Origin of the sequence: Citromicrobium sp. JLT1363, from assembly GCF_000186705.1 — a bacterium.
In the GTDB taxonomy this organism is placed as follows: domain Bacteria; phylum Pseudomonadota; class Alphaproteobacteria; order Sphingomonadales; family Sphingomonadaceae; genus Alteriqipengyuania.
On record NZ_AEUE01000003.1, the window covers coordinates 421860 to 434668 of the forward strand.

At 65.8% G+C, this 12809-nt stretch carries 13 protein-coding genes; 2 read left to right on the forward strand and 11 right to left on the reverse strand.

Features of this window, described 5'->3' with window-relative positions; translation table 11 throughout:
• Positions 1-35: 35 nt before the first annotated feature.
• The 5 genes from accD to trpB all read right to left on the reverse strand — a co-directional run bounded on the left by accD (position 36) and on the right by trpB (position 4436).
• Positions 36-884, reverse strand: coding sequence for an acetyl-CoA carboxylase, carboxyltransferase subunit beta (gene accD, locus ADAD_RS0106645; protein WP_010411421.1), 849 nt, complete (start codon positions 882-884; stop codon positions 36-38).
• Positions 885-1010: 126 nt separating this feature from the next.
• The gene (gene trpA, locus ADAD_RS0106650) at positions 1011-1799 is read right to left on the reverse strand and encodes a tryptophan synthase subunit alpha (protein WP_010411426.1); all 789 of its coding nucleotides are present in this window, start codon (positions 1797-1799) and stop codon (positions 1011-1013) included.
• Positions 1800-2091: 292 nt separating this feature from the next.
• Positions 2092-2541, reverse strand: a complete 450-nt coding sequence (locus ADAD_RS0106655; RefSeq protein WP_139020357.1) for a GFA family protein — start codon at positions 2539-2541, stop codon at positions 2092-2094.
• The gene (locus ADAD_RS0106660; RefSeq protein ID WP_010411430.1) at positions 2538-2933 is read right to left on the reverse strand and encodes an endonuclease domain-containing protein; all 396 of its coding nucleotides are present in this window, start codon (positions 2931-2933) and stop codon (positions 2538-2540) included. The genes ADAD_RS0106655 and ADAD_RS0106660 overlap by 4 nt, the downstream gene beginning before the upstream one ends.
• Before the next feature lie 285 nt (positions 2934-3218).
• Entirely contained in the window at positions 3219-4436 is a 1218-nt protein-coding gene (gene trpB / locus ADAD_RS0106670) for a tryptophan synthase subunit beta (RefSeq protein WP_010411435.1), read from the reverse strand.
• Positions 4437-4720: 284 nt separating this feature from the next.
• Here trpB and ADAD_RS0106675 point away from each other — a divergent pair, with 284 nt between their 5' ends.
• Positions 4721-5185: a hypothetical protein gene (locus ADAD_RS0106675; protein ID WP_029139960.1), complete on the forward strand. Its 465-nt coding sequence runs from the start codon at positions 4721-4723 to the stop codon at positions 5183-5185.
• Positions 5186-5204: 19 nt separating this feature from the next.
• On the opposite strand, the gene ADAD_RS0106680 is transcribed toward ADAD_RS0106675, so the two are convergent.
• The 6 genes from ADAD_RS0106680 to purB all read right to left on the reverse strand — a co-directional run bounded on the left by ADAD_RS0106680 (position 5205) and on the right by purB (position 9777).
• Positions 5205-5837, reverse strand: coding sequence for a phosphoribosylanthranilate isomerase (locus ADAD_RS0106680; protein ID WP_010411442.1), 633 nt, complete (start codon positions 5835-5837; stop codon positions 5205-5207).
• Positions 5838-5893: 56 nt separating this feature from the next.
• On the reverse strand, positions 5894-6532 hold the full coding sequence (locus tag ADAD_RS0106685; protein WP_139020358.1) for a hypothetical protein: 639 nt from the start codon (positions 6530-6532) through the stop codon (positions 5894-5896).
• A 139-nt stretch (positions 6533-6671) separates the two neighbouring features.
• Positions 6672-7196: a hypothetical protein gene (locus tag ADAD_RS0106690; protein ID WP_139020359.1), complete on the reverse strand. Its 525-nt coding sequence runs from the start codon at positions 7194-7196 to the stop codon at positions 6672-6674.
• Entirely contained in the window at positions 7193-7867 is a 675-nt protein-coding gene (gene pyrF / locus ADAD_RS0106695) for an orotidine-5'-phosphate decarboxylase (RefSeq protein ID WP_010411449.1), read from the reverse strand. The genes ADAD_RS0106690 and pyrF overlap by 4 nt, the downstream gene beginning before the upstream one ends.
• Entirely contained in the window at positions 7864-8388 is a 525-nt protein-coding gene (locus ADAD_RS17090) for a hypothetical protein (protein ID WP_010411450.1), read from the reverse strand. Before ADAD_RS17090 ends, pyrF begins: the two co-directional genes overlap by 4 nt.
• A gap of 72 nt (positions 8389-8460) precedes the next feature.
• Positions 8461-9777: an adenylosuccinate lyase gene (gene purB, locus ADAD_RS0106705; RefSeq protein ID WP_010411453.1), complete on the reverse strand. Its 1317-nt coding sequence runs from the start codon at positions 9775-9777 to the stop codon at positions 8461-8463.
• 195 nt (positions 9778-9972) lie between these two features.
• On the opposite strand from purB, the gene ADAD_RS0106710 reads away from it, so the two are divergent.
• On the forward strand, positions 9973-12774 hold the full coding sequence (locus ADAD_RS0106710) for a DUF3857 domain-containing protein (protein ID WP_010411456.1): 2802 nt from the start codon (positions 9973-9975) through the stop codon (positions 12772-12774).
• Positions 12775-12809 lie beyond the last annotated feature (35 nt).

The following is a 12809-nucleotide window of genomic DNA, read 5'->3' on the forward strand; positions in this document are numbered from 1 at the left end:
GCCTGGGCTTCATTCGTCGTCGCCCGTCCGAGTGTTCAAGCCGCCTTCGATCCGCGCATATAGCGCAGCATCATCGCCAGCTCGCCCTTCAGGTCGTGGCGGTTCACCACGCGGTCGACCATGCCGTGTTCGTGCAGGTATTCGGCGCGCTGGAAGCCTTCGGGCAGCTGTTCGCGGATCGTCTCCTGGATCACGCGCTGGCCCGCGAAGCCGATCAGCGCGCCCGGTTCCGCGATCTGCACATCGCCGAGCATCGCGTAGCTGGCGGTGACGCCGCCGGTGGTCGGGTCGGTCAGCAGCACGATATAGGGCAGGCCCGCCTGACGCAGCTTGCGCACCATCACGGTCGCCTTGGGCATCTGCATGAGGCTGAGAATGCCTTCCTGCATCCGCGCGCCGCCCGCTGCGGTTACGACGATGTAGCCGCACTTGCGCCGCAGCGCTTCGGCCGCGCCGTCGCAGAAGGCCTGGCCCACCGCCATGCCCATCGAACCGCCCATGAAGTGGAAGTCCTGCACGCCCATCACCGCGGGCTGGCCGTCGATCGCGCCGCTGGCGACGGTGAAGGCATCGCGGTGCGGGTTGTTCGCACGCGCGGCCTTGAGCCTGTCGGTATAGCGCTTGGAATCACGGAACTTGAGCGGGTCTTCCTTGACCTCGGGCTGGGGCAGCAGGTCGAAGCCCTCGTCCATCAATATGGCGATCCGCGTGTCGGCGCCGATCCGCCCGTGATGCTCGCAGCGCGGGCAGACGTAGAGGTTGTCGGCATAGTCGCTCGCGAAGATCATCTCTCCGCAGCCCTTGCACTTGATCCACAGCGTCTCGTCGGTGGAGCGCTTGGCGACGAAGGGTAGCGAATTGCGGACACGATTGAACCAGCTCATGCGGCGTTCCTATAGGTTACGTTCTCTTACTCGTCATCCCCGCGAAGGCGGGGATCCAGATGAGGGCGGTGGATCGACCAACCGAGGTCATCTGGGCCCCTGCCTGCGCAGGGGCGACGGGGTGTCTCAGCTTTGCGAATGCACGGCCTGCGCAAGTCTTGCGGTGAGATCGCGCAGGTGCGCGGGTGCATCAACGCCATGCTCGGCGACCAGATCGACCAGCGCGGAGCCGACGACGACGCCATCCGCCACGCGCGCGATGGCACCCGCCTGCTCGGGCGTGCGTACGCCGAAGCCGACCGCAACGGGCAGGTCGGTCGCCGCCTTCATGCGCTTCACCGCCGCATCGATGCTGTCCTGCGCCGCGCTCTGCTTGCCGGTGATCCCTGCGACCGAAACGTAGTAGAGGAAGCCCTCGGAGCCCTCGACCACGGTCGGCAGGCGGAAGTCGTCGGTGGTGGGGGTGGCAAGCCGGATCGGGGCGATGCCCTGTTCGCGCAGTGCCGGGCCGAGCGCGGAGTCCTCCTCGGGCGGGATGTCGACGCAGATCACGCCGTCGACGCCTGCGCCCGCCGCTTCCTTGGCAAACCATTCAGGCCCGCGCCGCACCATCGGGTTGGCATAACCCATCAGCACCAGCGGCACATTCGGGTGCCGCGTGCGGAACTCGTTGGCGATCATCAGCACGTCGGCGGTGGTCGTGCCCGCCTTGAGAGCGCGGATGTTCGCCGCCTGGATCGCGGGGCCGTCCGCCATCGGATCGGTGAAGGGCATCCCCAGCTCGATCACATCCGCGCCGCCATCGACCAGCGCATCGAGATTGGCGGCAGTATCGCCGTCGCCCGCGGTGACGAAGCACACCAGCGCGGGGTGTGGCTTGGCAAAAGCGGCGGCGATTCGGTTCGCGTTGTTCACCTGGGCTCCTTCGGGGCTGAACGCTGACACACCTGACACAGTGTCCAAGGGGAGAAAAACTTGTCCACCGCGCGCATGGCAAAGAACGGCTGGGTGGGGAAGGGCGGTGAGCGGGTCATGCGGCGATTATGCCAGCGGGGAGGGGGTGTAGGACAGAGTTTCTCGCATGCGTCACCCCGGACTTGATCCGGGGTCCCGCTGCCTTGAGTGGCGCGCTCCGGAAGAAGCGGAATCCCGGATCAAGTCCGGGATGATGATTGAGGTAGCGGCGACCCGGCTTTCGTCTTCCGAGCTATGGCCCGTCATCCTCCGCACACACCACGCGCGCCGGAGTCCAGCCCTTGCGCCGCCGTGCGAGCCGGTCGTCGGTTTCTTCTCCGTCGAAGGAGGCGGGGCTGGCGGGGGTGAAATCGCTCAGGCGATCCATCGTGTTGATGTTGACGACGCCCAGCAGCCGCTCGTCGACCATCCCCACCGCTACGCAGGGCACGCCGCAATGCGCGCAGATGATGAAGTCGGTAATTCCCAGCCCGAAGCGGTAGCGGCGAATGTCATCGGGTGCGCGATGCGACAGGACAAGCTCGCCCTGCGGATCGCTGGTCCACGCCGCGCCATGCTTGGTGCAGAAGGAGCACCCGCACGCGCGCGCCGCGGGGAGGGCCGAGGAATGGGGGCGCAACTCGACCGAGACCCTGCCGCAATGGCACGAGCCGATGAGAGAGAGGGGTTGGGGCCTGTTCATCCTTTAGCCCCCTCACCTTCAGGGGAGGGGGTTGGGGGAGGGGCATGACGCAGTGCTTCCACAATCTCGCCGAGCCGTTGCAAGACACCGTCCATATTCTCCATCACATCGACGTTGGCGAAGCGGACGACGTGATACCCGAGCTCCTCTAGACACCGCGATCGGTCGGCATCGTATTCGGCCCTTTCCGCATGCGTATCGCCATCCAGCTCGATCACCAGCTTCGGATCGTTCGCAGCAAAGTCCGCGATGTAGCGCCCGATCACCTTCTGCCGCCGAAACTTGATCCCTTGAAAACGCCCGCTGCGCAGTTCGAGCCACAACCGCGTCTCCGGCTCGGTCATGCCCTTGCGCATGTCGCGGGCGCGGCGGGTCAGTTCGGCGTCGCGCAAGGCCCCTCTCCCAACCCTCTCCCCAAGCGGGGAGAGGGCTTTTGGGCTTTGGAGCCGCACAACCGTCGATAAGTCATGGGTACTTGGCCTTCACCCTGAAGATCATGTTTGCCAAGGACATAATCACGGTGACGCCGACTGCCACCGCCAAGCAATCTAGCCAATCGACGGCTTCTTCGAACAGGAAGTCTGCGAGAGCCCTGACTCCGAAAATTCCCAGAAAATAGAGCGGTGCAAGGCGCATAGCCTCTTCAAACCGCATCCGCCTTCTGGGTCTGGCTCCCACTAAATCTCTACCCCCAGCTTCTCCGCGACCGTGAAGATGTCCTTGTCCCCGCGCCCACACAAGTTTGCGAGGATGATCGCGTCCTTGTCCATCTCCTTCGCCCGCTTCGCCACTGCGGCAATGGCATGCGAAGGCTCCAGCGCGGGAATGATCCCCTCGGTCCGGCACAGCAGCTGGAACGCCTCCAGAGCCTCGTCGTCGGTGACGGCGGTGTATTCGACGCGGCCGGTGTCCTTCAGCCAGGCGTGCTCCGGCCCGATGCCGGGATAGTCGAGGCCTGCCGAGATCGAGTGGCCTTCGGTGATCTGGCCGTCCTCGTCTTGCAGCAGGAAGGTCTTGTTGCCGTGGAGGATGCCGGGGGCGCCGCCGGTCAGGCTGGCGGCGTGCTGGTCACCGTCGAGGCCGAGGCCCGCCGCTTCGACGCCGAGCATCTTCACGTCCGCGTCGTCGAGGAAGGGGTGGAACAGACCGAGCGCGTTGGAGCCGCCGCCGATGCACGCGACCAGCAGGTCGGGCAGGCGGCCGGCGCGTTTGTGCATTTGCGCGCGCGCTTCGGTGCCGATCACGCTCTGGAAGTCGCGGACCATCGCGGGGTAGGGGTGCGGGCCGGCGGCGGTGCCGATGATGTAGAATGTGTCATCGACATTCGCGACCCAGTCTCGCAGCGCCTCGTTCATCGCGTCTTTCAGCGTGCCGCGCCCGCTCGTCACCGGCACGATCTCCGCGCCGAGCAGTTTCATGCGGAACACGTTGGGCGACTGCCGCCGCACGTCCTCGGCGCCCATGTACACCACGCAGGGCAGGCCGAAGCGCGCGCAGACCGTGGCGGTGGCGACGCCGTGCTGGCCCGCGCCGGTCTCTGCAATGATCCGCGTCTTGCCCATGCGGATCGCGAGCAGGATCTGGCCGATGCAGTTGTTGATCTTGTGCGCGCCGGTGTGGTTCAGCTCGTCGCGCTTGAACCAGACCTGCGCGCCGCCCAGCGCCTCGGTCAGACGCTCCGCGAAATAGAGCGGGCTGGGGCGGCCGACATAGTGTTCGAGCAGATCCTCGAACTGGTCGGTGAAGGCGGGGTCCTTCTTGGCCTCGTCATAGGCCTGCTCCAGCGCGAGGATGTTGGGCATCAGCGTTTCGGCGACATAGCGCCCGCCGAACTCGCCGAAATGGCCCTGATCGTCCGGTTGGGTGCGGTAGGAATTGGGAACAGCGTCGGTCACACAAGATCCGTTCTTGCTGGCCTTGTCGAAGCGCTGGTCATGCTCCGAACATGGCTTGGGGGAAGAGTCGCCACAGGCCTATCGGCCATCTTCGATCCCGACAAGCTCGGCGCGGGCGGGTCAAGTGGGCCGATAGGCCAGGCCCCGGCATCGCAAACCCGGATCAGAGAAAAACCCTCCCGGATCGGAATGCCGCCGGTCGCGCCATTCTATGATGGAAATCGCGGCTTTGACCGGGCCTGCGCTCTGCCGGGAGCGCTGCGGCCCCCTGACAGGATCTTTTCATGCATAAACCTATTGTGTTTTCCGCGCTCCTGATCGCTCTTCCGGCGGCCCCCGTCGCCGCCGAGGACGCGACCGGCGGAGCCCGTGCAGAGCTTCGCGGCGGGGTCGCCTGGTCGGAAGGCCACACCGATCCCGTCCTCGGCATTGCGACGGGTTACGATTTCGACCTGGGCGACCACACCTTCCTGGGCGGCGAAGTTTCGGGCGAGAAGATCCTGGCGGAGGACACCTACGTGGAGCTCGCGCTTACCGCGCGTCTCGGCACGGCCGTGAGCGAGAAGGGCAGCCTCTTCGTCAACGGCGGCTACACCTTCACCCATCACGGCGACGGGCCGCATCTGGGCCTGGGCTACGAATATCACCTCGGCCATGGTGGCACCTATGTTGCCGCCGAATATCGGCATGTCTTCGTGGACCATCACCAGGCCAACGCGATCACCATCGGCATCGGCACGTTTTTCTGACCGCTATCGGTCGCCGGGGCTATCGGGCGTTGCGCACCGCGTCGCAGAAGGCGCGGATCAGGGCGATGTCCTTGACGCCCGGCGCGCTCTCCACCCCGCTCGATACGTCGACCAGCGGCGCGCCGGTGCGGCGGATCGCCTCGGCGACGTTATCCGGCCTGAGCCCCCCGGCAAGGGCCCATGGCATGCCGATATCGGCCCGGTCGAGCAGCGCCCAGTCGAACGGCTCGCCATTCCCGCCCGGCAGCAAGGCGGGCGGCGCATCGAACAGCAGGCGGTCGGCGCAACCCTTGTAGGTGCTCGCCCGGTCGAGCGCGGAGGCATCGCCCAGGCCGATGGCCTTCCACGTCTCGACATCGAACTGCGCGCCCGACACCGCCACGGCTTCGGGTGCCTCGCGCCCGTGGAACTGGAGGATATCGGGGCGAACCGTATCGACGATCGCGGCCAGCAAGGCCTCGTCGGGATCGACCACCAGCACGACCGTGCGCACAGCGTCGGGCACCCGTGCGCGCAGCGCGGCTGCGTCTTCCAGCGATACGTGACGCGGGCTCGGCGGGAAATGGACCAGGCCGATATGGCTTGCGCCCGCATCCACGGCGGCGTCGATCGTTTCGGGCGTGGAGAGCCCGCAAATCTTGATCCCGGTCATGCAGGCCGATTGCTCTGGTCGGCTCCCGCGAGTCAATCCCGCTCAGCGATCCTCGCCTAGCAAGCGGGCGAACTCATGAATTCGCGATCGACGTTTGCGCCGCTGTTTCTGCCTATGCCTACCGTGATCGGCTTGTAGCCTCGCAGTGCTCGGCGGATTTCGCGCTGCAACGCCTCACCAAGTTCGAAATGCATCCCGGAGGTTCTGGAAAAGGTCGAACCCAGCCGCAAGGTAACCGACTTTTCGCCTATGGCTTTCGTGACCGGAATATAGACTTTCCAGTCCAGTTTGCCGATATCGGAATACACCATGTCGCGCACCCGCCCACGCGGCGTGATGATCCTGCCATTCTGCTTCAGGACCATGTAGTCGTTCGTGGACGCGGTCCCTTCCGCCTTGAGGTGAAGCTGGCCTTGGTAAATGCAGAACGCGAAGCTCTTGCCTCGCAGTTCACGCAAGAAGGAGCCGGTCTCGAAATAGCAGTCGTCGCAGGACATGAGGCCAGCGGCACGACGTTTCGTATACTCCACGGCATCCGCGTCGAGACGGCTGAGCCAGCCCTTGTACCAGCTATGATAACGCTGCGCCTGGGTATCGCTGGTCAGGTCCACGTATTGTTGCGCTGCTGCCGGTTGGGCCGGAACAAGACAACCTGCGATCAGCGCAGCGATCACTGCGGGTACAATCGGTTTCACAAGATTCCTCCCGTTTTTCAACGGGAATGAATACTAACGTGCGCGATTCCTCCCGTTTTTCAACGGGAATGAATACTAACGTGCGCGCGCGACGATGCCAAGGTGGGGCGGTGAAGCGAAATTGCGTCGGCCGATCGGCTCAGGGTTCGATCGGAGGGAGGAAAGGCCCGCCGAGCGATCCGTCGAAGGCGATCCGGCGCACCGCAGCGTCCTCGACATCATATTCGACGCCGAAGAAGTGCCATCCGCCGTCGCAGATCGTGAAAGGTTCGCGCTCGTCGTAGTCAATCGATGCGGGATAGAAATTGCCGTAGATCATCCGGCGGCCATCCTCGTAATAGCCGACATACTGGCGCTTGTAGAGCGACGGGTCATGGGGCCAGTCGAACGGCGTGGCGGTGCCCGGCTGTGCGCTCCCGATCGACGCCGCGTATTCGTCGGCACGGTCGCGCAGCAACCGCATCGCCGCGCTTTCGATCGCGGTCACTTCGCGCGGGGTGGGGGTAAAGAGCCGTTCCGGATTCTCGGGGCCGGGGCGCGAACAGGTCTGCGTTGCGGCCGTGCCGAGGGCGGGATCGAGCAGCGTGACCCGCTCTTGCACCGCGTAGGGGGTCGCGCAGCCTGCGAGGAGCGCGATCGCGGCACAGGCCAAGGGCTGCCTCACAACGTCCCCTCGATCGCCTTCGCAGCGGCGAGCGGGTCCTCCGCCTTGCTGATGGGCCGCCCGATCACCAGCACGCTCGCGCCGTCGTCGCGCGCCTGGCGCGGGGTGACGACGCGCTTCTGGTCGCCCGCAGAACTGCCCGCCGGGCGCAGGCCGGGCACGACGAAGAAGCCGTGTTTCCAGCGCTTGTGCACTTCGCCCACCTCGTGGCCGGAGCATACGATACCGTCGAGCCCCGCTTCCTGCGCCAGATCGGCGAGGCGCAGGACCTGATCGTGCGCGCTGCCCGAAACGCCGGTGCGCGCCAGATCGCGCTCGTCGAGGCTGGTCAGCATGGTAACGCCGACCACTTTGGTGTTCTCGCCCGCCGCAGCCTTGGCATCTTCCATCATCGCGCGCCCACCGCCTGCGTGGACGGTGACGATGGCAGGCTCCAGCACATGGATGGCCTGCATCGCGCCGGCGACCGTGTTCGGAATGTCGTGGAATTTCAGATCGAGGAAGATCGGCAGGCCGACCTGCGCGATTTCATGCACGCCGTGGTGGCCGTGCTGGCAGAAAAACTCGAGGCCCAGCTTCAGGCCGCCGATATGGCCCTTCACCTTTTCGGCAAGAGCACGTGCTGCATCGAGACGCGGCAGGTCGAGGGCGAGATAGACTGGGTTGCTCACGTTGTAGCCGGTTTATCCTGATTGGGTGTTTCGTCCGCCTCGGCGGCCTGTGCGTCGTCCGCAGCAGCCTGCTGCGAAGCTGCGTCTTGAGGAGCCGTCTCCTCGGCATTTTCCGCCGGTTGCGGTTCGTCTGCGGTCAGCCGCGTTTCCTCGCGCGGGGCGGGGGCGCCAGCCGTGGTCTCTTCATGCGATTCGGGTGTGCTTTCCGGCTCCGGCTCGACCGGTTCCGTCCGTTCCGCTTCCTCGCGGTCGCTTTCGCGCGCGGCGGCGGAGACGGAGCTGGCCTTGGCCGCGATCTCCAGGCTGCGGATCTTGCGGTTGAGGCTCCAGATCACCCCGCGCGCATAGAGCCAGGTGGGCAGGAAGCCGAGCAGGAAGGAGATGATGACAAGTGCGGGCACCTTGGTTTCCAGCACCAGGTTGTCCCAGATCATCACCTCGACATCGCGCCAGTTGAAGAACGAGAACAGGACCACGCCGACCAGGATCAGCACCCAGATTATCGTGCGTACAACTTGCATCTCGAACCCCCCTCGATTTCGCCCGGCGAAGCGTAAACCGCCTGCCTTACCGCGTCCAGCGCGTCAGCCCGGTCAGCTCTCTCCGAAGACGCGGGCGAAGATCGTATCGACGTGTTTCAGGTGGTAGTCGAGGTCGAACAGGGCGGTAAGGTCATTTTCGGACAGTGCCCGGGACACATCCTCATCGTGCTTCAGCAGGTCGAGCAGCTGCAGCCGTCCGTCGCTTTCCCACACCTTCATCGCGTTGCGCTGGACGATTGCATAGGCATCCTCGCGGCTGACACCGTTCTGGGTGAGCGCCAGCAGCACGCGCTGCGAATGGATCAGGCCGCCCATCCGGTCCATGTTGGCCTGCATCCGCTCGGGATAGACAAGCAGCTTGTCGACCACGCCGGTCAGCCGGGCGAGCGCGAAGTCGAGCGTGATCGTGGCGTCGGGACCGATGAAGCGCTCGACCGAGGAGTGGCTGATATCCCGCTCGTGCCACAGGGCTACGTTCTCCAGCGCGGGGAGGGCATAGGCGCGGATCATGCGCGCCTGACCGGTCAGGTTCTCGGTGAGGACCGGGTTGCGCTTGTGCGGCATGGCCGAGCTACCCTTCTGCCCCTTGGAGAAGAACTCCTCGGCTTCCAGCACTTCGGTCCGCTGCAGGTGGCGGATTTCCACCGCCAGCCGTTCGATACTGCCCGCGACCACTGCCAGCGTGGCGAAGTACATCGCGTGGCGATCGCGCGGGATCACCTGCGTGCTGACGGTTTCCGGGACCAGGCCCAGCTTGTCCGCGACATAGGCTTCGACGTCGGGCGAGATATTGGCGAAGGTGCCCACCGCGCCGCTGATCGCGCAGGTGGCGATTTCGGTGCGCGCATCCCACAGGCGCGCGCGGCACCGGTCGAACTCGGCATAGGCCTGCGCCAGCTTGAGGCCGAAGGTGACGGGTTCGGCGTGGATGCCATGGCTGCGCCCGATGGTGGGGGTGAGCTTGTGTTCCTCTGCCCGGCGTTTCAGCGCTGCCAGAAGCTCGTCCATGTCCGCCAGCAGGATATCGGTGGCGCGCACCAGCTGGACCGAAAGCGTGGTATCGAGCACGTCCGAGCTGGTCATGCCCTGGTGCATGAAGCGCGCTTCCTCGCCCACATGCTCGGCCACCCAGGTCAGGAAGGCGATCACGTCGTGCTTGGTGACGGCTTCGATCGCGTCGATCGCATCGACATCGATTTCGGGGTTCGTGTCCCACCAGTCCCACAGCGCTTTGGCCGCACTTTCCGGCACCACGCCCAGATCGGCGAGCTTCTGCGTCGCGTGCGCCTCGATCTCGAACCAGATGCGGTATTTCGCCTCCGGCTCCCACAGGGCGGTCATCTCTGGGCGGGCATAGCGGGGGACCATCGGGCGGCTCCGGTTGGAATTGCGGGGATGGACGCGCGGCTATGACGCATGGCGGCGGTTGGCAAGGGCAAGAACGATGCGGGCATTCGGGCCCGCGATCGATCGCCTGCGGGACAAGTGCCTCAGATCGCGCTTGATTGCCCGGGGCCGGGCTGTAAGCCTGCCCGGCACATCACGGGGATTTTCGGGGGAACTATGCGTCATCACTTTCTGCTCTCGGTCGCGACCGGGATCGTCGCCTGCGCGCTGGCTGCACCTGCCACGGCGGGGGAGACGATACTGTACGCAGAGGAGGGCGCGTGGGTCGATGTCGCCGATCTGCCGCCGCCCACCGAGAGCCAGGGCGAACCGATCCGGCTGATCGAGACCCAGGTCCGCATGGAAGATGGCGTCGTGTCCGCCTATGGCGATGTGGCCTTTGCGCTGGACAGTTCGGAAATGATGGATGCGATGAGCACCATTTCCACCCAGTGGATGCCCGACAAGGGCGATCTCACCATCCACCGGGTCGAACTGGTGCGCGATGGCAAGGTGATCGATCTGCTGGCCAATGGCGCGCAGTTCGAGGTTCTGCGGCGCGAGGAACGGCTGGAACAGCGCATCATCGACGGCGCGCTGACCGCGACGCTGACCGTTCCCGGCGCCCAGCTGGGCGATATCCTGCGCTACAGCTTCACCACCACCAGCGACGAGCAGGTGCTCGAAGACGGGATGGAGTACGTCAACGCGGTCCCTGCCGAGCCGATTCCCGTGGCGAAGGGCCGGATGGTGCTGTCGTGGCCTGCCGACGCTCAGGTTCGCTGGGCGACCACGCGGGTCGATGCGCCGATCGCACAGGCCACCCGGGACGGCTACGAATACGTGACCATCACGCTCCCCGCTGCCGAGGTCACGGCGATTCCCGACGACGCACCGACGCGGTTCCGGCTGCCCCCCGCGATCCGTGCGAGCACGTTCGAGAGCTACGCCGAGATTTCCTCCGTCATCGCGCCGTTCTTCGCCACGCAAGGCACGATCGAGCCGGGCGGCCCGCTGGCGGAAAAGGTCGCCGAGATTGCGCGGCAGACCTCCGATCCGCTGGAACAGGCGGCGCTGGCCACGCAGTTCGTGCAGGACGAGGTCAGCTACCTGATGAACGGCCTCGACGGGGGCAACTACATACCGCAGAGCCCGGCGGAGACCTGGGACGCGCGCACGGGGGACTGCAAGGCGAAGTCCCTGTTGTTGCTCGCCATGCTGCGCGAACTGGGCATCACGGCCGATGCCGTGCTGGTCCACAGCCAGATCGGCGATGCGGTGCCCGAACTGCTCCCCGCGCTGGGCAATTTCGACCATATGATCGTGCTCGCGCAGATCGGGGGGGAGCCCTACTGGCTCGACGGGACCAATAGCGGTCTTCGCATCAGCAATATCGTGGAGGTGCCGCGCTTCCGCTACGCCCTGCCGCTGCGGCCCGGCGGTGCGGATCTGCGGGAAATGACGATGCGTCCGCAGGCCATTCCCGACGAGGCGGTCGTTTTGCGAATCGACCAGTCGGCGGGGATCGACCTGCCGGCGATCTACGAGATCACGATGGAGTTCAGCGGGGCGAGCGCGCGCGGCTATCAGGCTCTCTCGCTGATCGAGGACGCCGATCAGAAAGAGGATACGCTCTATCGCACCGTGTCCGCCGTGCTCGGCGATCACCAGCTCGCCGAGAGCAGCGTTGCGTTCGACGTGTCCAGCGGCATTGCCACGATTGCCGCACGCGGTCTCATCGGTTCGCCGTGGGACGACGGTGATGCCCGGCTGGAGCTGGACGTGCCGTTCCAGTCGGCCGACAGCTTCAGCTTCGAAGTCGACCGGTCGCGTCCGGAAATCGCGGACATTCCGGTCACGGTGCGCGGGCCGGTCTATTATCGGCGCAATATCGAATGGCTGCTGCCCGAAGACGGCGGCGAGTTCCGGTTGCTGGGCGCCACCGGCATAAACGAGGTGATCGGCGGCACCCGGCTGGTTTCCTCGACCAGTCTCGACCCCGCGAAGCTGCAGATCGCGGAGGAAGTGCAGAGCCTCGAGTGGGAAGTCCCGGCAAGCGCGCTGCCCGATATCCGGCGCGAGACCCTGCGCATGAAGCGCAGCCTGCCGCGCCTGCGGGCTTCGCGCGAGGCGAAGCGCCGCTGGGAGTACGCAGGGGCGGAGCGCTCGCGCCTCGGCCCGATTGCGGATGTCTACGACATGCTCGTCGCCGACGCCGAATCCGACGAAACCGGTGCTTATCTCTATCGCTTCGAATTCCGTTACAATACGGGCGACTTCGCTGGCGCACTGGAGGACGCAAGTGCGGCGATCGCCCGCGATGCCTCGGCGGACAATTACCTGCGCCGCGCCTCCGCAGCGTGGCAGCTGGACGATCTCGAGCAGGCGCTGGCCGATTACGAGGCGGCGGCCGATATCGACCCCGACTACACGCTTCACACGACCCGGCTCGAAACGCTGGCGCTGCTCGGCCGCACGGACGAAGCCGTGGCGCTGGTGGACGAGAACGCCTTCCTGTTCGAGGATCCGAAGAACGAGGCGATGAGCCGATCCTACGTGCTGGGCTTCGCGGGGCAGGCCGACGAAGGCCTCGATGGGCTGCGCGACGAGCTGGCCATCGAACCCGACGATGCAGGCCTGCTCAACTCGCTGTGCTGGGACAGCGGCATATTCGACCGCGTGACCGAGGAAACGCTGGATGTCTGCACGCGCGCGGTGGAACAGGCGAACAACAGCGCCGGCGCCATCGATAGCCGTGCGCTCGCTCTCTACCGGCTCGGCCGGTACGAGGAAGCGCTGCGCGATCTGGACGTGGTGCTGGCGCGCGAACCGGGGCAGCACGCCTCGCGCTACCTGCGCGCTGCCGTGAAGCGGGCGCTTGGGCGAGAGGCCGAGGCGCGCGAGGATCTTTCCGTCGCCCGCCACGCCGCGCCGGGCGCTGCCAAGCTGTACGAGGCGTGGGGGCTGCTGGAGAATTGATCCACGGGCGCGGCTGAACTGCGGCCTCTGCGCGG